20 protein-coding genes and 1 pseudogene are annotated in these 17,820 nt (G+C 41.8%); 14 read left to right on the top strand and 7 right to left on the bottom strand.

The annotated features are described in order from the left end of the window. Window positions 1–14: 14 nt before the first annotated feature. The 6 genes from ACTHTQ_RS06275 to ACTHTQ_RS06250 all read right to left on the bottom strand — a co-directional run bounded on the left by ACTHTQ_RS06275 (window position 15) and on the right by ACTHTQ_RS06250 (window position 5,994). Window positions 15–659: a hypothetical protein gene (locus ACTHTQ_RS06275; RefSeq protein ID WP_440363436.1), complete on the bottom strand. Its 645-nt coding sequence runs from the start codon at window positions 657–659 to the stop codon at window positions 15–17. A gap of 63 nt (window positions 660–722) precedes the next feature. Continuing rightward, complete coding sequence (locus tag ACTHTQ_RS06270) at window positions 723–2,414, bottom strand: type IV secretory system conjugative DNA transfer family protein (RefSeq protein WP_440363435.1); 1,692 nt, start codon at window positions 2,412–2,414, stop codon at window positions 723–725. Window positions 2,415–2,745: 331 nt separating this feature from the next. Further along, window positions 2,746–3,894, bottom strand: coding sequence for a TrbI/VirB10 family protein (locus ACTHTQ_RS06265; protein WP_049329379.1), 1,149 nt, complete (start codon window positions 3,892–3,894; stop codon window positions 2,746–2,748). A 2-nt stretch (window positions 3,895–3,896) separates the two neighbouring features. After that, window positions 3,897–4,622, bottom strand: a complete 726-nt coding sequence (locus tag ACTHTQ_RS06260) for a TrbG/VirB9 family P-type conjugative transfer protein (protein ID WP_440363434.1) — start codon at window positions 4,620–4,622, stop codon at window positions 3,897–3,899. A gap of 2 nt (window positions 4,623–4,624) precedes the next feature. Further along, window positions 4,625–5,518, bottom strand: a complete 894-nt coding sequence (locus ACTHTQ_RS06255) for a virB8 family protein (RefSeq protein ID WP_440363433.1) — start codon at window positions 5,516–5,518, stop codon at window positions 4,625–4,627. An 11-nt stretch (window positions 5,519–5,529) separates the two neighbouring features. Further along, window positions 5,530–5,994 carry a hypothetical protein gene (locus tag ACTHTQ_RS06250; protein WP_440363432.1) on the bottom strand — a complete coding sequence of 155 codons (465 nt, stop codon included), beginning with the start codon at window positions 5,992–5,994 and terminating at the stop codon, window positions 5,530–5,532. A gap of 99 nt (window positions 5,995–6,093) precedes the next feature. On the opposite strand from ACTHTQ_RS06250, the gene ACTHTQ_RS06245 reads away from it, so the two are divergent. The 11 genes from ACTHTQ_RS06245 to ACTHTQ_RS06195 all read left to right on the top strand — a co-directional run bounded on the left by ACTHTQ_RS06245 (window position 6,094) and on the right by ACTHTQ_RS06195 (window position 14,824). Continuing rightward, window positions 6,094–6,801, top strand: a complete 708-nt coding sequence (locus tag ACTHTQ_RS06245; RefSeq protein ID WP_440363431.1) for a lytic transglycosylase domain-containing protein — start codon at window positions 6,094–6,096, stop codon at window positions 6,799–6,801. A gap of 51 nt (window positions 6,802–6,852) precedes the next feature. Continuing rightward, window positions 6,853–7,242 (top strand): TrbC/VirB2 family protein, encoded by a 390-nt coding sequence (locus ACTHTQ_RS06240; RefSeq protein WP_003683398.1) that lies wholly within the window; start codon window positions 6,853–6,855, stop codon window positions 7,240–7,242. 9 nt (window positions 7,243–7,251) lie between these two features. Continuing rightward, window positions 7,252–7,557 carry a type IV secretion system protein VirB3 gene (locus tag ACTHTQ_RS06235; protein ID WP_036472428.1) on the top strand — a complete coding sequence of 102 codons (306 nt, stop codon included), beginning with the start codon at window positions 7,252–7,254 and terminating at the stop codon, window positions 7,555–7,557. Window positions 7,558–7,619: 62 nt separating this feature from the next. Then, on the top strand, window positions 7,620–10,070 hold the full coding sequence (locus ACTHTQ_RS06230) for a VirB4 family type IV secretion/conjugal transfer ATPase (protein WP_440363430.1): 2,451 nt from the start codon (window positions 7,620–7,622) through the stop codon (window positions 10,068–10,070). 132 nt (window positions 10,071–10,202) lie between these two features. Beyond that, window positions 10,203–10,988, top strand: coding sequence for a hypothetical protein (locus tag ACTHTQ_RS06225; protein ID WP_440363429.1), 786 nt, complete (start codon window positions 10,203–10,205; stop codon window positions 10,986–10,988). 18 nt (window positions 10,989–11,006) lie between these two features. Further along, on the top strand, window positions 11,007–12,176 hold the full coding sequence (locus ACTHTQ_RS06220) for a type IV secretion system protein (protein ID WP_440363428.1): 1,170 nt from the start codon (window positions 11,007–11,009) through the stop codon (window positions 12,174–12,176). A gap of 14 nt (window positions 12,177–12,190) precedes the next feature. Further along, on the top strand, window positions 12,191–12,703 hold the full coding sequence (locus ACTHTQ_RS06215; RefSeq protein ID WP_440363427.1) for a DUF4189 domain-containing protein: 513 nt from the start codon (window positions 12,191–12,193) through the stop codon (window positions 12,701–12,703). Window positions 12,704–12,881: 178 nt separating this feature from the next. Continuing rightward, window positions 12,882–13,277 carry a DUF4189 domain-containing protein gene (locus tag ACTHTQ_RS06210; protein ID WP_440363426.1) on the top strand — a complete coding sequence of 132 codons (396 nt, stop codon included), beginning with the start codon at window positions 12,882–12,884 and terminating at the stop codon, window positions 13,275–13,277. A 59-nt stretch (window positions 13,278–13,336) separates the two neighbouring features. Continuing rightward, a complete protein-coding gene (locus ACTHTQ_RS06205) occupies window positions 13,337–13,909 on the top strand; it encodes a type IV secretion system protein (RefSeq protein WP_440363454.1) in 573 nt (190 codons plus the stop codon). Between the two features lie 57 nt (window positions 13,910–13,966). After that, on the top strand, window positions 13,967–14,476 hold the full coding sequence (locus ACTHTQ_RS06200; RefSeq protein WP_440363425.1) for a DUF4189 domain-containing protein: 510 nt from the start codon (window positions 13,967–13,969) through the stop codon (window positions 14,474–14,476). 81 nt (window positions 14,477–14,557) lie between these two features. Next, window positions 14,558–14,824 carry a TrbM/KikA/MpfK family conjugal transfer protein gene (locus ACTHTQ_RS06195; RefSeq protein WP_440363424.1) on the top strand — a complete coding sequence of 89 codons (267 nt, stop codon included), beginning with the start codon at window positions 14,558–14,560 and terminating at the stop codon, window positions 14,822–14,824. A 287-nt stretch (window positions 14,825–15,111) separates the two neighbouring features. Here ACTHTQ_RS06195 and ygiD read toward each other — a convergent pair. Beyond that, window positions 15,112–15,886: pseudogene (gene ygiD / locus ACTHTQ_RS06190) on the bottom strand (4,5-DOPA dioxygenase extradiol). A gap of 244 nt (window positions 15,887–16,130) precedes the next feature. Here ygiD and ACTHTQ_RS06185 point away from each other — a divergent pair. From ACTHTQ_RS06185 to ACTHTQ_RS06175, 3 genes are all read left to right on the top strand, one after another. Beyond that, window positions 16,131–16,649, top strand: a complete 519-nt coding sequence (locus ACTHTQ_RS06185; RefSeq protein ID WP_063068990.1) for a GbsR/MarR family transcriptional regulator — start codon at window positions 16,131–16,133, stop codon at window positions 16,647–16,649. 264 nt (window positions 16,650–16,913) lie between these two features. After that, a complete protein-coding gene (locus ACTHTQ_RS06180) occupies window positions 16,914–17,303 on the top strand; it encodes a DoxX-like family protein (protein ID WP_440363423.1) in 390 nt (129 codons plus the stop codon). After that, window positions 17,300–17,782, top strand: coding sequence for a DUF2269 family protein (locus tag ACTHTQ_RS06175; RefSeq protein ID WP_440363422.1), 483 nt, complete (start codon window positions 17,300–17,302; stop codon window positions 17,780–17,782). Before ACTHTQ_RS06180 ends, ACTHTQ_RS06175 begins: the two co-directional genes overlap by 4 nt. Window positions 17,783–17,820 lie beyond the last annotated feature (38 nt).

Below are 17,820 nucleotides of genomic sequence, written 5' to 3'. Positions count from 1 at the left end.
TATTAGCCTTTGTATCAAAAACCCATAGGGCTCATTTCTGTATTACTGTAAAAAGTAAATGCATGAATAGCACCGGAACCATTGTTTGCCGCAACCATTTCTCGACCATTTTCACGCCAATAATAATTAACTAATTCTTTAATTGGGTCATTTTCTTGACGTGGGTAATAGTCCCCATATCTAGGAGGCATTTCTCTTTCATTAGGTTTAGGCAAAAAATCAGGAAATTTATTTTCAGGGAAAATACTTATTTTTTCTTTGTAGTATTGTTTAGTTGGTAAAATAACGAAACTTGTTTGAAAAGAATCATGTCTTATTGCTACATACAAACCAATGGATGATGAGAGATTTCTATGTAATTGATTACTATCATAACCTTCAACAACCGGAATTTTCCAAATATTTTCTAATTCTAGCGCATACATTGCATACAGGCAGTCATCCTTAAATGCTGTATCATACATCTGCTTAATTAGATCATCCCGATTTTCCACTTTGTGCAACATACTTCGGCAACGATTGCGCACTTGTTCCATAGTTATTTCCTTTTGTATATTCTGCATCTTGGAAGAATCCTTAATATTTTTATTACTAATCTGCGGAGTACAGGAGGTCACCAAGCATGCAGTTAATATGGCTGTAATCGCTGATAGTTTCATATAAATTCCTTTTTAATTATTCTGGAAATTTAATTTTCAGACGGCCTTGAGCTTTTATTACTATTACCGTTTTCCTTTTAATGAGGCAACTTTCACTGCCTCCATCAGTCGTTTGGTAAATGTTCCATCTTGATAATAACGGATTTTCCCCACTTGCGCCGGATGTGACATACCTTCGTAAAGGATAATTTCTTTATCTTGGCTCATTGCCTTTAACTCTTGCGGCAACATCAGTGCGCGACGCTCTTCGCTTTCTGAGACACTACGTTCACGTCCACGGCTGACATTTTTTCTTTTCACTGTAGTATAGCCCAACATTTCGGAGTATTCATTTGCATCCTGCTGTTCTCTAGGTGTATAGATGATTTGCAAAGCATGGTTGGTGATAATAGTACGTGCATATTCTTTGCCATAGACAGCATCCAGCTGGGCAACTGATTGGATAATCGGAAATAGGCGAATGTTGTAACCTGCCATATAGCTGACAGAATGAGCAATAATTTCAACTTTACCGATACTGGTAAATTCGTCCATTAACAGCATACATTGGTGCTTCAAATCTGGGTTGTCCTGAGGCAGCTCTTTCGTATTTTGGTTGATAAGTTGAGAGAAAAAGAGGTTAACAATGACTCTTGACTCAGCAAGTTTGTTAGGAAGAATGCCGATATAAATAGTCATTTTCTTTTTACGTACGTCAGTCAACAGAAAATCATCAGCGGAAGTGGCGGCATCAATGACAGGATTAATCCACGGGTTGAGGGGTTCTTTAAATGTACCCATGATAGAACCGAAGGTTTCTTTTTCTTGAGAGATTAAACCGGAAAAAGCAGTTTTTGTAGCCTCGCTGAGGTATGGTTGTTGTGATAGAGATGTAAAGTATTCCTTGAGTTCTGTTCCATTACCTGATGAAAGACGGTATATTTTTCCTAATGTACAGGCCGGCTCATTTTCTTTGCCCACCACGGGAAAATCAGCCATTGCTTCATGCTCATCAAAACAATAAAGTGAAAACGCCAAAAACGCATTTCTTGCCTGCGCTACCCAGAACTTATCACGACTATCCCCATCAGGATATAGCATTGCAGCTATCGACATTAAATCCGATACTCGCTGGTCAGGATCGGAAGAAACATAGGTAAACGGATTCCAACGGTGCGTCCTTCCATCTTCGGCAAACGGGTTGAACAAATAGACTTCCTGACCTAATACTTCTTTGCGGTAGCCACTAGTCAAATTGAAATTCTCCTGTTTGATGTCCAAAACCACTACCGATCCTTTATAACTTAACAGGTTCGGAATAACGATACCGACACCTTTACCCGAACGTGTTGGCGCTGCCAACAATGCGAATTGCTGGCCATTGTAATGTAACAATTTGCCGTTGTATTTACCGATGACAATTGAAGTATCCGTTTGTTTGAAAAATCCTGCTTTTGTCAAATCAGCCATCCCGGCAAATCGTGCTTCTCCATGAAGACTTTGGGAAGCTGTACGCCAAATAGGAATTAAACCAAGCAGACCAATCAGAAAAGTAAAACCAAATCCAACAATTCCTGATGTTTTAATTTGTAGTGAATATTTGGCAACCTGAGGAATATCTAGCGTATTATAGTATTTGAACCATGTTGTAAGTAGTAAGGGAGTTTTATCTAAGCCTAACCATTGCAGCAGGATAAAGCCTGAAAGGTAACAGCCTAATATGAAAGAAATTAATAGTAAAACTACCGTAATAATAGATTTGTTTTTTAGAGTCATTTCAATACCTGTAAGTCAAAGTAATAGATTATTTTAGCTTTCTAGTGAAGATATTAGTTTTCAGATAGCCTAAGGTTAAGGTGATGAGTGTATTATGAAATTTATCACTCTCTTTTAGTACTATCCTTGGCAGTTTCACTGTATGTTTGAACTAAATATTTTTTGCTTTTTTTGATAATACTCATGCACACTGCTCTATACAAACTCTTAGGGATACAGCTGGCAATAGAACTATAGATAATAGTAGGACGAGAGGCTTCATCAGCAATTATCCTTTATGATAAACACATAATGATTAGGCCGTCTGAAAAAAACAGACGGCCCTTTAAAATTACTGCATAACCGAACTAAAATCAATGTCCTGGGCAGTATAAATATTAATCAAGGTCCCTTGGTTGATCGTTACTGTATTAGGACGAGCATTATTTCGCTCAAGCTGGCTGATAGCCTGTTGCTTCAATGTATTGGCTGTATCACTCTCGTAAGGATTAGTGGTAGTCGATGTGTTGGTTGTAACTGTTTGTCCTTGTGGACCATATTCAGTAGCAGCATATTTAAAAGCATCTGAAATCATACTAATCAATAAAGCCGATGCCAAACGTGATCCCCAATGAGACTTAAATTTACCAACATGGCCAGCCGCACCAAGATTATCTACTCCAGGGGATTCTAGTGTTACATCAACGCCTTCTGGTGTTATGATTCGATTCCAAATGACCTCCATCCGCGGGCCAGTAGGATTGCTGGAACCATATTGTCCCATTACTTTCGAACCTTTCGGCAACAAGAGATATTTTCCACTGGCAGAGTATACAGGCTCAGTGATGATACAAGATGTAAACCCTTTTACTTCAGAAACAATTTTAGTTTCTAATACACAGCGTAAATAAGTACCCTGCAAAAGTAATTTATCCCTGTTATGCATATAACGGACAGCATTAGCTTGAGCTATGCCTGCTCCCGATTCTTTCTGAGCAGCCTCCCCATCTTCAACAAATTTAGAATCCGTGTTGGCATACATATCCGCCGGCTGCACGGGAATATTAGGAATTATAGGCGGAGGGGTATCTATTATCGGTGGAGATAGTGTTTCTATTGGTGGCGTAACAGATTCGGTAGTTTTAGAACTCTCTGGATCAGGCTTCTGCTCTTCCACTAAGTCAACCGGAGGTATCTGAGTAGCTTGAGGCTCCGGAGCAGGTAAATCTGGAACAGTAACCACCTGAGGACGTTCCGGTGGAGGTGTCTCCTCAGTGCCACTAAATTGATGATATGCAAATGCCCCTAACCCAGCCAATCCAAATCCCGCTGCCACAATAAAAGCAATTGCTTTTTTGTTAACAGTACGATCAACTGGAGCATTCAGTTGAGGAGCATTCTCCTCCAGCCCTGCCAATTGATCTTGCTCATACTGATTTGAATATAAGTTTTGTGATGACTCACTATCTTTATGATGTTCATTATTTAGCTTATCAGACATACTCAATTTCTCCTCAACCCAACTACATCATCTCCATGTCTTAAAACTAAAAACGGATAAGTTCCATGGATAATAACCACATTACCTTCAACATTACTATTTAGGACAAACTCAGTCCCTCTTTCAAACTTTCGACCATAAACGGTAGGAAAATCTCCTGTGAATTTTCCCTTACTCAAATGTACATAAGTAAATCTACCGTCATCATAAACCTTTAAAGGAACTAGCCAACGAGATGTGTCACTTACAGCCACATCATAATTAGTATTGTAAGTTTTAGAAGAATCATATTTCAGGCTATAACCAGCTAAAGTACTTGCCCGGAGACTAAAGTCTGTAGAATCAGGATATCTGAATTTAACTTGATAATTCACTCCCTTATCTGAAGCGTCAGCCAAGTTACCTACAACATTTTTCATAACTTTAAGTTCAAAAATGTATTGATGTTCCTGAGTACGCACAATGAGATTTGTATCAACTGCATCAGATTTTGGACGCAGATAAAATACATTTTCTCGGCGTACCAAGTCCCAACCACCACTCAGACCTGCACCAAAATCTTTAACCTTTTCACGAGAATCAAGTTCAATTTGTGTAACCACACCCTGTGCAGTATGAACAGGATATGTCGTATTTTCTTGAAACGTATATTCTTGAATAGCTGCAGCATAGACACTTCCTTGCAACAACCACGTTGCTGTTGCTGCTAAAACCATTTTTTTTAACATTATTAATTCCCACTTTCAACAGATATAGGAGAAGTACCGGGGACAGCATTATCCACAGATGTAGGGACTTCTGGTTGAGGTACACTTTGTATTTGTTGCTGAGTCTGACTTTCAGGCAATGTTCCACTAGAAAGATAATCAGAAGACAGATCTTGAACAGAAGATTCGCTGGCATCAGGATCGACACGATAAGACAACACTTGGAATCCTAGAGGGTTTTTTAACCTATACTTTTCATCCATCTTCAAATTACTATTATAAGTGTAGGTTAGAGTAGCAACATTACTATCTATGAATCTTGATATACCAGTACTCTTATTCAATAAAAATCTTTGGAATCTAACTGTCGCACTGGCATCACGACCATCAGCCTTTCCGCTATTATTAAGAACGATACTCAAAATTTTAACGCGAATTGACTGAGTTGACCCGTAAAGATTAAATGGACTATTCGGGTTACTTTTATTCATTAAGTTACGATAGCTATCTGATACTCCTGCCACCGACATAGAATAAACTGTTGCCCAGTCATTATCATAAATAATTTGACTATCAAAAGACTCTCTAGCAATAATGAAGTGAGAAATATTACTCTTACTTACCGCCTCATTTTTAGTAATATCTAAATTATTCCAATCACCAGTCAACTTGGCAACAGTAGCTTGCCCTGTGTAGACATCTGCCATGACAAGATAAGGTTCTTTTTCTTTCAACGGCAAGATATAAAATAACCCCCCGAGCAAGCACAAAGAAGAAAAAGTAGCAACACCGGCAACTACCCATGCCCTTTTCTCACTTTTCTTACGGATATCGACTAGAGTCGTTTCGAAATCCAAAGATTTTTTGATAGCTTTTTGAATTTTATCATTGGTAGTATTTTTATTTGAGTTAAACATATATTCCCATTTTAGTTTTGAGATTTAACATCAGTTTTTACTGATTTCTCATGCTTTCTCTTTTCGCTGTTTTTTACAGCAGCCCCCATTTTTTTATGCGCCATAATGACACCATTCTGAATGTAGAAAACCATTCCACGATCCTCATAGAGTTTGGATAATTCACCTAACGCATTTTCAATATTGGTATTTCGTACAGTCAATACCTTCTTATACAATGTAAAATCAAGCGTATGGTCATAAACGACAGGCATTTTTGCCTCTTCCCCCCAACGCTCTAGCAAACCTTTTACAGTCGTATCAAGTTGCGTCACCTGATAAACATGGGGCCTAACAAGAGGAATTTCAGTTACCTGATCTGGCAATTCATTTAATTGCTTCCATGACTTTGGAAAATCTGGAGCAGACTGGCTTGCGCAACCCACCACTAGCACGCCTACACCCACAGACAGCAACAACGTTCTTAAAAGAAACATACATAGCACCTTAATAAAACAACTGTAGTAACAACCAAAGCACCTTAACCAAAAGTTAAGAAAGACAATTTACGCTTGGTTATTTTTATTGGTTAAATCTTGTTAATTATTTTAATCTGTGCTAAATTTCACGTCAATACAAATTCATATTTTCATCTCAACATCATGTTTTTTTCCTGCACCGACTTAGCTGTCCCGCATGATATTATGCATCATGTCGTGAGAGTTGAATCCTCAGGCAACCCATACGCTATAGGTGTTGTAGGCGGACGCTTACAAAGACAGCCTAAAAATTTGGCTGAAGCAGTTGCTACTGCTAAAATGTTGGAACAAAAAGGATTTAACTTCTCCTTAGGATTAGCTCAAGTTAACCGATACAATTTAAAAAAATACGGGTTGCATTCCTACGAACATGCATTCCAAGTGTGCCCAAACGTCAAGGCAGGTTCGCATATATTGCGAGAATGCTACAATCGTGCAAAAGACTGGGGTAAATCTTTCAGCTGTTATTATTCCGGTAACTTTGTAACTGGTTATAAGCATGGATATGTGCAAAAAATTTTTTTATCTATGGGGAAAGGGAGAGCAATCCCACAAAATGCCATTCCAGTCATCAGCAATACTGTGAATACCCCTCGCCCTATGGGCCAAATGCCAGCACAACAAGCTAACCGCCCAAATTTGACAGTTACCGCTAATCCACAACCATACTCGGCCACTGTCTCTAAAAACCAACATTCCTTGCAAGATAATAGTACTGCACAAGCGAAAAGCAATATTTATACAGATAGTGCAGCAGTCTTCTAGACAATACGATTTTTTTCCACATCAACCTGTAATAAACATAGGAAATTTCAAATGAAAAACACTCAGATCCAAAAAAAATCCCGCTTTACTGCCGAAAACGTTGCAACAGCAGCTTTTGTTGCTGCAGCATTTTTAGCGCCAGCTGTAGGTATGGCAGCCGATGATTTCACCTCAGCTTCTGGTGGTGCCTGTAAATTTATTAAAAACATCCATACCGTATTGAACTTGATGTCTGTTGCTGTCGTAACCATCGCCATCATCTTTGCCGGTTACCAAATTGCTTTTGCTCACAAACGCATTTCCGACGTCGCACCTATTTTAATTGGTGGTGTGTTAATTGGTGCAGCTGGTCAAATCGCAAAAATGCTGGTTGGTAATGCAGACTCCTGCTCTGCAGGTACAACTTCAGCAATGATGCAAGTATTGCAATTCTTCGCATAATTATTCATTATGCAAAAAAACATCGTTTTTCGAGGATGTACTCGTCCGGCAACCTTTCTCGGCGTACCCTATATACCTTTCTTTATAGGAGCCGGCTCAGGATTATTAATGGGAATGTACTTCAATTTGTTTTTTTTGCTAACCATCCCATTCATCATTCTGATTATGAGGCAGATGGCCAAGCGAGATGACATGATTTTTCGTTTTCTAGGCTTACGCCTGAAATTTAGGCTTAAAGCCAGAAATCGAGAAGAGTTTCCTGACACATGGTGCTTCTCGCCTAACGAGTACCGCAACAATCCTCCCAAACAATGACAACAAAACGTCCGACAGATATTTTTTTCTGTCGGACAATTCCAACACAAAAAACAAATAAAATGTTTACTCCTGACGCATCAATCAGTCAATTCGTATCCCTATCCACTCATGTCTCTCCAACCATTGTTAAAACCACTGGTGGAGATTACCTGACAACATGGCATCTATCCGGCCTTCCCTTCGTAGGTCGTGAAGAATGGGAGCTTGAGCACAAACACAATACATTTAACCGTTTGCTCCAATCCTTGCGTGCCCCCGACTACGTAAATGTCGCCTTTTGGGTACATGACATTCGACGTCATCGTAATATCGATTTACGTCCTGAATTTCAAGAGTCTTTCAACCAAAGCCTCTCTGATCGTTATTTCTCTCGACTCTCCCAAGAAAAGCTCATGAATAACGAGCTTTACTTGACCATGATCTATCGCCCAGTTGTCGATGGCAAAAAATTCGTTGATAAATCGGGTAATATCGATCGTCTCAAAGCCGAGCAGGAACAAGCTATTGGTACACTTAACGAATTAGCAACCAACCTTGAAGCTGTTCTCAAAGACTACCATCCATACCGACTTGGTATGTATGAAGGTAAAAACGGGACTGTATTCTCTGAAACCCTCGAACTTTTCGGTTACATCCTTAACCGCATTAACGAGCCAGTTCCTGTACTTCCTGCACCAGTTTACAACTACTTACCCCTTAGTCGACATCTCTTTTCTTCCAAAACCGGCGACTATATCGTCCGTACTCCTGAGGGTAAAAACCACTACGGGGCCATACTCAACCTTAAAGAATATCCTGATGGTACCTACCCTGGGATACTGAATGGTCTCAAATATTTGGATGTTGAATACGTCATCACCCATAGCTTCAGCCCAATGAGCCGATACGATGCTATGAAAACCCTCGAGCGCACTCGTGGCATGATGATCTCTTCCGGCGACAAATCCTTTACCCAAATTGCAGAACTCGACCATGCAATGGACCAGCTCGCATCTGGCAATTTTGTTCTTGGCGGCTACCATTTTAGCCTTGCTATCTATGCCGACAGCCAAGAGCAACTTTCCCAAAACATTGCCTCTGCCCGAGCCGAACTTTCCAATGCCGGCTTTGTAACGACTAAAGAAGACTTAGCTGTCTGCGCCGCATATTATGCCCAACTTCCAGGCAACTGGAACTACCGCACCCGCATTGCCAACCTCTCATCGTTAAATTTCTTGGGCCTCTGTCCTCTTCACAACTTTGCCGTTGGTAAACGTGAGGGCAACCCATGGGGGCAATGCGTTACCGTTCTTCAAACAACCAATGGTCAGCCCTACTACTTCAACTTCCATGCAACCCTTGAAGGCGAAGATTCCGAAGGTGAAAAAGCCATTGCCAATACCATGGTTATCGGTAAGTCCGGTACCGGTAAAACGGCACTTATCAACTTCCTCCTCAGCCAGGTACAAAAATATGATCCCAAACCCACTATCTTCTTCTTCGATAAAGACCGTGGTGCCGAGATCTTCGTCAGAGCTTGCGGCGGTGCTTATATGGCGCTGGAAAGCGGTCAGCCGACCGGCTTCAACCCCTTCCAATGCGAAAATACAGAGGCAAATGTCCAATTCCTCTGTGGCCTTATGAAGCAATTAGGTGGCAAGGCGCACTATTCAGCAGCAGAAGACGACGATATCCTGCGCGCCGTTCGAGCCATGCTTGATACCCCAATGGCACTGCGCAGTATTTCTAACTTCCAAAAATCGCTGCCCAATACCGGCGACGATTCCCTCTATGCCAATATCCGCAAATGGACTAGAGGAAACAGTCTCGGCTGGGTCTTTGATAACCCTCAGGACAAAATCGACTTCAGTGGTGCCAACATCATCGGCTTCGACTACACCGACGTGATTGAAAACCCACAGGTACGCGATCCAGTCATCGGTTATCTGATCCATCGAATGGAAGAGCTTATCGATGGTCGCCGCTTTATCTATATCATGGATGAATTCTGGAAAATCCTTGATGGCGAAGGCGGCTTGAAAGAGTTTGCCAAAAACAAACAAAAAACCATCCGTAAGCAAAACGGTATGGGTATCTTTGCCACCCAGTCTCCGGAAGACGCCCTCAAAAGCGATATTTCTGCAGCACTGATTGAGCAGACAGCTACCATGATACTGCTGCCAAATCCGAATGCAGATAAAAAAGACTACATCGATGGACTGAAGCTGACCGATTCAGAGTTCCAAGTGATTAAAAGCCTGGACGAGCGCAGTCGCTGCTTCTTGGTCAAACAGGGTCATGCTTCCGCAGTATGCCAGCTCAACCTGCGCGGATTTGACGATGAATTGGCAGTCATCTCCGCCAGTACCGACAACATCGACATCATGGACGGCATCATTAAGAAAACAGCTGAACGTTTAGGTGTCGACATTGATGCGGTAAGGCCAGAGGATTGGTTACAAACCTTCTACGATGAACGTAAAGGTTCCGGCAAGAAGGCGGCTACTAATCTCATGCGCAACGCTGATTAGACCTCTTCGAAATGAATGTACAGAAAATAGGGCCGCCTGAAAATAATAGATTTTCTGACAACCCTATAATAAGAAAAACTTGGATATTCGAAATTAATTGAATCAAAGAAAGATAAAAAAATGAAAATTGGAATGAAAAAACTGGCAGCTATTCTAGTATGCGCCGGAATGTTGGGAAGTATGCCCGCAATGGCTGGCGGAATTCCCGTATTTGATGGTGCAGCCTTAGGTCAAATGATCAAAGACGGTATAGAAAAGTTTACTCACTATAAAAAAATCTATGATCACTATAATAAGCAATACGAACAATGGAAAGAGCAATTTAACAGCCAAATTCGTGGTCCGCTTTCTTCTGTTCAGCAAATAGATTCGATCAAAGAAATGTCAAATGAGGAAATTTTGCAGATTTTGAATAAACGCATCCAACAGTGTAATAGTCTAGTCAATGAAAAATCTAAACAACTGTGTAGTAACTCCATTCAAATCGACAATCAGAAGATCAAACTTTATTTTACTGCCGAAGACCGCATCTCGCAAAATATGAAAAGACTAGAGGCAACATTAAAGAATTATGAAAGAGTCAGTTCAAAAAACAATGACGGTAAAAACTCAGGTGTTCTCCAAACCATAGAATCCGACATCCGTAACCAAATGTTGAACATCAACAATATCGTCAAAATCTACGAGCATCAAATCAAATTGTTGGATGCTAAACAAGAAATGATTCAGAAGGCCCGTACTGCCGTAACACAAGAGCAACTCCAAGGTTCTTTTTCAGTAAAAGGGATGGCTGCAAAAGCCGCTGTTCATGCTGCTATTGTCACTACGCTAAAAAGCCAGGCAGGGGACTATAAAACTAAAGCTGAAGGTCTTCGAAAAGGATCCTCAGATTCTTCAAATAAAGCATTTTACCGATAACAGAAAAAGATTAACACTATGGATCAATTTATCAGTGGCGTTGGCGAATTAGCCATCTATACCAGTATCCGTGACTACATCTATGCTCGCATAGAATTTTTAACGGAACACCTACTTTCCAAAAACCTCAGTATGGCTTTGTCTTTGGTCTTAGCTCTACTTACCCTTTGGATCATGGTTCAAGGTTATCTGATTGCAACCGGTAGAAGCCAAGAAGGGCTTAAAGGGTTTGCATTTGGTTTGGGTAAAGCCTATTTTATTGTCTTTGTCGCCTTGGGCGTTGCCTCAAGCAGTAATTTTGCCATAAGAACACTGACCGATACGACAGCAGATACCCTATCTGAAATTATGCGTGGCGACAATAAAATTGGGGCAGCCTGTCTGACCCAATCAACCGACAGCTTTGTTGGCTGTAAAATCGACCAAAACCTTACTGTTGCCCAATCCATTATGGGCATGTTGAACAGAATCGATACCGCAGGTGATCCAAACATTTTCACCCAACTCAATCAGGCAAAATGGTTTGCCGGTGTCGGTACGGCCGGACCGGGCGTAGTAGCAGGAACCATGCTGATCGTATTCCGCATCGCCATGGCTCTCTTTATCGGCTTTGCGCCCATCTTTATTTTATGCCTTCTGTTCAAAAAGACCGCCCCGCTCTTTCAGAAATGGCTATACTATGGGCTGGCAACTATCTTTTCAGGGGTTATGCTCGGCGTGATGTCAGATATTGCCATGGACTTAGTTTCCAATGTTGGTACCAGTCTTTTTCTTTCAAAAGAAGCTGTACAGTTTGTGACTAAAGAAACCATTTTGGGCCTTGCCGATACAGCTACCCAACAGTTGGGTTTAGGTCTGATTCTCTCGACTTTGCTGATTGTAGTGCCGCCTATGGCAGGAATGTGGTTTAATGGCGTGATGGGCAGCTTCAGTGGCTACAACCCAGCAGAACGTTGGAATAATCCAAGTAATGGACAACCGAGTACGATGCCAGGGCATAATGCACCTCCTCAGATTAATTCTACTCAGCAGCAAATAGGAAATAATACTGACTTAAATACTAATAGACCTCAGGGTAACTGGCAATCTGGTAACGCAGTCTCAAATACAAATGTAGTTAAAACTCAAGGACAATCTACATTAGGAATAGCTACTGGTGGCAAAGATCCGAAGAATCCAATAAATTGAGGAACAAATATATCATGAAAAAAGTAACCTTTATTCTTTGTATGGGCCTGTTTCCCATGTTTTCTTTTGCCTGTTCTCCTGGGGTAGGCGGTGGCCCCTCTGGAGATCCACACTGTATGGCTCCCATTTTAGCAAATGATCCATACTACAACGGTTCCATGAATCAACAACAAACTCCAGTTATTGTTCATATCCCTTCTAAATACGGTGCTGTGGCTATGAATATGGATACTGGCTATGCAAGCGGTGTATTAAATCAGGACTCTTTGTCTAAAGCAAAAAAAGCAGCTTTGACTCAATGTAGACAAGGAAACCCAAAGGCTTCTTGCAGAGTAGCTTCTTGGGTTAGAAACGGTTGTATTGCTGCTGCGAGAGGCCAGATAATTAATAACCCAACTCAATGGACGTCTTTTTTTGCAGGAAAAGAAAAGGGATTGGCAGAAGCTGCTGCATTGGCCAAATGTAAAGCTGATCCTAAAGTGAGAGATTGTCAAGTTTATTTACCTGAAGGCTGCTCCCTACCTTAATAGCTATCCCCAAAAGGCCGTCTGAAACTTCAGACAGCCTATACTGAAATATATAACTTTTATCCATTTTAACTTTATGAATAAATTTATTTTAACCCTTTGTTTCGGTATCTCTTCTGCATTCTCTTTTGCCTGTTCTCCAGGTGTAGGTGGCGGGCCCTCTGGAGATCCACACTGTATGGCTCCAATTTTGGCAAATGATCCTTATTACAATGGCTCTATGAATCAACAATCTAGGCAGCCTCAAACTATACCTTCTAAATATGGTGCCGTAGCTATCAATAACAATATACCAACCTCTGCAGGAGTCCTTAACATGAAGTCCCTGCGTGAAGCTAAACGAGAAGCTATTAGAAGATGCGAGGCTGGAGGAAATGCTCCGTGTAAAGTTTTAGGTTGGATTCGTAATGGCTGCATTGCAATAGCTGAAGGTAAAAAAGGGGATAAATGGGTTTCATATTTTGCAGGAGAAGAACAACCTGGGGTTGCAGAGAGAAATGCTGTTAATAAATGTATTGCAGCAAACGCCTCTAATTGCAGAATTTTTGTTCCAGAAGGCTGCTCTCTACCTTAATAGCTATCCCCAAAAGGCCGTCTGATATTTCAGTCTGAAATTCAGACGGCCTTTTGTAAATAGTCGGTTTCGCGCCTATCTTTATATTGTGCCTCCTATTCAAAAGAACCGCTCCGCTGTTCCAAAAATGGCTATACTTCGGATTGGCTACCATCTTCTCCAGCGTCTTACTCGGTGTCATGGCGGAGATTTCCATGGACTTGGTGGGCCACTTATTTGGCGGTGCGGCAGCCGGCAAATTTGTGGCAACCGTTATCGGTGAAGGCGGCACTACCGGCATTATGGAAACCGTTACCCAGCAGCTGGGCTTGGGCCTGATGCTCTCCACCCTGCTGATTACCGTACCGCCTATGGCAGGCATGTGGTTTAATGGTGTAATGGGCAGCTTCAGTGCTTACTCAGTCATCGGCAATGGAAATGGAAATCGTCAAGAAGTACCACCACATTTGGATGGAGGAGCAAGTCAGCGGACTAATTATAATGTACAAAATAACACTACTAGCGCTGATACGTCCAGACATAATATTCCACAACAGCCAATATGGACAACAGGTGGTAGTCAGACAGGAAGTACCACTACCGATGCCATGAAACAACCTCGGCAACCTGGCAAAGGAAGTAATCCATCCTAATCTAGTATTTTTACATTCAAATATTAAAAATCTAAGAAACAAAAGATTGGACTTATAATGAAAAATTTGCTTTTTGTATTATTCGGACTGACAAGCCTTAATATTTATGCTGCTGACCCCGTAACTAGAGGAGCATTACAAAACAATCCGGCGCTGTGTCAGTATGGCTATAATCCCAACTGTACGTCGTCTCGGCAGTATCAACAAAATCAACCTACGGAAATTGTTAATATCAATGTTCCTTCAAAATATTTGGCACTGGCCATAAATACAAAAACAGGTATGTCAGGTGGTGCACTCGATATGGATTCTCGAGCTGCAGCAGAGAGAGAAGCCATCAGAACTTGTGAACGTGGAGGAAGTAATGCTCCATGTAAAGTACTTGTATGGGCACGGAATGGTTGTGTCGCCAGTGCACACGGTGATGAGGGCAAGAGACCAAGACTATTCTCAGTTACAGGGAAACCTGGATTTGCTGAAGCAGAAGCTTTAAGAAGATGTCGAGCTGCTGGTGTCCCTGGATGCAGGATTTTAATCCCAGAAACTTGCTCTCTGCCTAAATTCTGATAGACTCAAAGCCATCTGTTGTTCACAAGACCTTTGATATCCTCCTCCAATTACCAATTTAATTTTAACGAGTACGACACGATGAAACACTTATCCATTTTTGTTTTAACCGCGGCTCTGTTGCCGTTTTCTGCCTCTGCCGTCAACGCTTCAGATATTGCCGGCAAACTGCTGACTGGTGATAAAAAATATGCCTGCGAGGCCATCACCTGCCTGACTTCTCCGGGTACGCCGCCTAAAGAATGCAACCCTGCACTGCACAGGTTCTATTCCATTCACCACAAATACGCGCAAGACACCATCAGCGCACGCCGCCGCTTCCTCCAGCAGTGCCCTGCTTCCCGGTGACAAAGAGATTGCACCCATTATCGAAATAGTCGTACATCGATAATCTATCGACACAAAGGCCGTCTGATATTCAGACGGCCTTTTCTCTTACAAAGAGATTTTGCAAGTTACCTTCAAATCTAACCGTCTAGTCTGCTAGATTATTTACACAAGCTTAATCTTATCTTTGCCAATATAGGTTAAGGCTTTTATATGGATTTGAAATGCCGTCTGAAACAACTGAGCACCATCCGCAAAGCGGATCGAACAAATAAAGAATGGTTTGTTTTGTTCTGATTCTTCCCTTTTTACCCCACCAAAACCGACGTCATACTAAGCGAGCCTGCAATCAAATTATCATTGAAAAACGTAACTTCATCTTGCGGTTCGCATAATGCCATGATGTACAGTAAGGGCAAGTAATGATCCGGCGTTGGCACGGAAAGCTCGGCCTTTTTGCCTAGTTGCTCATAATGTACCAAAGTTTTATCATCTCGCGTTGCAATCGCCTGATTGACTGTTTCACGGAAAGCAAACGCCCAGTCATACCCTGCACCGATTTGATCGATATGTTCCCAGCTTATCGCTCTTAGATTATGCACAATGTTGCCACTGCCGATAATCAACACGCCTTGTTCTCGCAAAGCAGCTAATTTTTTCGCCAAGTTGAAATGCCATTCTGCCGATTGCAAACGGTTAAGGCTAAGTTGCACTACTGGAATATCGGCATCGGGATAGAGATATTTCAACACCGCCCATGCGCCATGATCAAAGCCTCGTGTTGACATTTTCCGGCTGTAATAATGATCGCACTTGCTCCGCCAACTCAGGCGAACCAGGCGCAGGATATTGCACTTGGCTGAGTTCATCGGGGAAGCCGTAGAAATCGTAAATCATTTCAGGGTGTTTGCCAGACGTAACCTGCAAACGGCTGCTGTACCAATGCGCTGAAATCATCAAAATGGCTTTTGGTTTGGCAAACTTTTGCGTAATTAGGCTAAAATTCTGATTGAACGGGTTTTCTTTATCTAACGCATTCATCGGACTACCATGCCCGACAAACAATACAGGCATTTTTTTCATGATTTACTCCTCGTTATCGGATACAGCAAATTGTACGGATAAATTTTTATTCAAAAAATACCGGTTTATGAACAACATTTTTTACTAATAAGAAATCATGACTGATAGGGGCTTGAGTTTCTGAGAGAATATGTAGGATAAGGATTTATATAAAAGGCCGTCTGAACATTTTATTTCAGACGGCCAAAAATTTCTTTATTTCTGTATTGACAGAAATAAAAGATAAAAATAGAATACCATCACTATGAAACTGAATCCGACCACTGAAAAATTTATCCTCCATTGGGGCGAAATGGGTACAAAATGGGGCGTAAACCGTACCGTTGCGCAAATCCATGCCCTGCTCTACATCTTAGGCAGACCGATGAACGCCGAAGAAATCACCGAAACACTCGGCGTAGCGCGCTCCAATGTCAGCAACAGTATTAAAGAGCTGCAAAACCTGAGACTGGTGCATACTGTGCATATCTTGGGCGACAGGCGTGATCATTTTGAAACTTCTGATGATGTCTGGACTTTGTTCCGCACCATTGCAGAAGTACGTATGCAGCGTGAAATCGAACCGACGCGGCAATTTTTGCAAAGCCTGATCGACAGCCCTGAATTCAGCCAGGAAAATGAAACTGCTAAGCAGCGAATCCAACAAACCCATGATTTCATCAGTACGCTGACCGTGTGGGCAAATGAAATGCTGAAGCTTTCTACTTCAACCATGGTGAAAATTTTGAAAATAGGCGCGGGGATACAGAAATTTTTCCGATGATGGCAATGGACTTGTGAGCAATAAACACAGGCAATATTATTTTAGAATATGGAAACATGCACATGGCGACCTTGTATGGGCATGTTTATCTGAAGCTTAATGTTCCTTTGTAGATTTTGAATCACTTGATATGGATTTCCCACCCAAAGAAACAATCCCGAAGCCTATCCAAAATTTTTTACGCTATAATTTCGCTTTTAACAGAAATTATAGAAATTTCAGACTGATTATATTTTTGAACTGAAATGAAATTAGGAAACCAATATGCCTGACAACACTACGCACAATCTCCCCGCCTACCTGCCTTACTCGATGGGGCTGCTATGGCTCTGGAGCGGTACCCAGCCTCTGTTTTTCATGCCTGAAATGTCATTGGATTTACTGCATTCAGTCGGCATTCCCAATCCGTTGCAATGGCCAACATTAATTACCGCTTCACTATTGGATATCGGTTTTGCCTTTTTATGCTTCAGCCGCTTTCGCTCTTGCTCTGCAATATGGCTGCTGCAATTGATAACCGTCGCGGCATACAGCCTGATCATTGCCTTCAGACTGCCCGAAATGTGGGCACATCCATTTGCGCCTTTGGTAAAAAACCTGCCAATCATGGCTACTTTGTTTTTCCTGTATCAATCCGTAGGAGATAAAAAATGAACACCTATTTAATCGTTAAAACCCTGCACATCATCTCGGCTACTTTAATGGTCGGCACTGGTTTTGGTACAGCGTTTTACCTCTTTTGGGCAAACCGCAGCGGTTCAGTTGCCGCGCAGTCGGTCGTCTCGCATTGGGTTATCAAAGCCGATTGGTGGTTTACGACCCCCGCCGTCATTTTCCAACCCTTATCCGGCTTATGGATGCTGTATGAACGCAGCTACACTGTTGCCACTATGCTGGAACAAAATTGGGTATGGATGACGTTTGCCTTATACATCTTTTCAGGCATTTGCTGGCTGCCCGTTGTCTGGCTGCAAATCCGCATGGCCAAGATTGCCGAACAAGCACACAAAGAAAACGCAGATACCATTCCGGAACCCTACTGGCGTTACGCTAGACGCTGGGAATTGCTCGGCTACCCTGCCTTTTGCGCCACTATTGTGATTTACTTCCTGATGGTGATGAAACCGATTTAAAGGTTTTCAGACAGCCTCAGCAACAACATAAAGAAAAA

Origin of the sequence: Neisseria sp. P0020.S003, from assembly GCF_051957095.1 — a bacterium.
Taxonomy (GTDB): Bacteria; Pseudomonadota; Gammaproteobacteria; order Burkholderiales; family Neisseriaceae; genus Neisseria; species Neisseria subflava.
Note: the sequence above shows the minus strand (reverse complement) of the source record. Positions and strands in the feature narration are given on the sequence as shown.

Coding starts and splice junctions, on each gene's coding strand:
- ACTHTQ_RS06215 (WP_440363427.1), top strand. CDS start 12,191: ATGAAAAAAGTAACCTTTATTCTTTGTATGGGCCTGTTTCCCATGTTT.
- ACTHTQ_RS06220 (WP_440363428.1), top strand. CDS start 11,007: ATGGATCAATTTATCAGTGGCGTTGGCGAATTAGCCATCTATACCAGT.
- ACTHTQ_RS06195 (WP_440363424.1), top strand. CDS start 14,558: ATGAAACACTTATCCATTTTTGTTTTAACCGCGGCTCTGTTGCCGTTT.
- ACTHTQ_RS06255 (WP_440363433.1), bottom strand. CDS start 5,518: ATGTTTAACTCAAATAAAAATACTACCAATGATAAAATTCAAAAAGCT.
- ACTHTQ_RS06225 (WP_440363429.1), top strand. CDS start 10,203: ATGAAAAAACTGGCAGCTATTCTAGTATGCGCCGGAATGTTGGGAAGT.
- ACTHTQ_RS06270 (WP_440363435.1), bottom strand. CDS start 2,414: ATGACTCTAAAAAACAAATCTATTATTACGGTAGTTTTACTATTAATT.
- ACTHTQ_RS06240 (WP_003683398.1), top strand. CDS start 6,853: ATGAAAAACACTCAGATCCAAAAAAAATCCCGCTTTACTGCCGAAAAC.
- ACTHTQ_RS06265 (WP_049329379.1), bottom strand. CDS start 3,894: ATGTCTGATAAGCTAAATAATGAACATCATAAAGATAGTGAGTCATCA.
- ACTHTQ_RS06175 (WP_440363422.1), top strand. CDS start 17,300: ATGAACACCTATTTAATCGTTAAAACCCTGCACATCATCTCGGCTACT.
- ACTHTQ_RS06200 (WP_440363425.1), top strand. CDS start 13,967: ATGAAAAATTTGCTTTTTGTATTATTCGGACTGACAAGCCTTAATATT.
- ACTHTQ_RS06210 (WP_440363426.1), top strand. CDS start 12,882: ATGGCTCCAATTTTGGCAAATGATCCTTATTACAATGGCTCTATGAAT.
- ACTHTQ_RS06185 (WP_063068990.1), top strand. CDS start 16,131: ATGAAACTGAATCCGACCACTGAAAAATTTATCCTCCATTGGGGCGAA.
- ACTHTQ_RS06180 (WP_440363423.1), top strand. CDS start 16,914: ATGCCTGACAACACTACGCACAATCTCCCCGCCTACCTGCCTTACTCG.
- ACTHTQ_RS06275 (WP_440363436.1), bottom strand. CDS start 659: ATGAAACTATCAGCGATTACAGCCATATTAACTGCATGCTTGGTGACC.
- ACTHTQ_RS06230 (WP_440363430.1), top strand. CDS start 7,620: ATGTTTACTCCTGACGCATCAATCAGTCAATTCGTATCCCTATCCACT.
- ACTHTQ_RS06235 (WP_036472428.1), top strand. CDS start 7,252: ATGCAAAAAAACATCGTTTTTCGAGGATGTACTCGTCCGGCAACCTTT.
- ACTHTQ_RS06260 (WP_440363434.1), bottom strand. CDS start 4,622: ATGTTAAAAAAAATGGTTTTAGCAGCAACAGCAACGTGGTTGTTGCAA.
- ACTHTQ_RS06250 (WP_440363432.1), bottom strand. CDS start 5,994: ATGTTTCTTTTAAGAACGTTGTTGCTGTCTGTGGGTGTAGGCGTGCTA.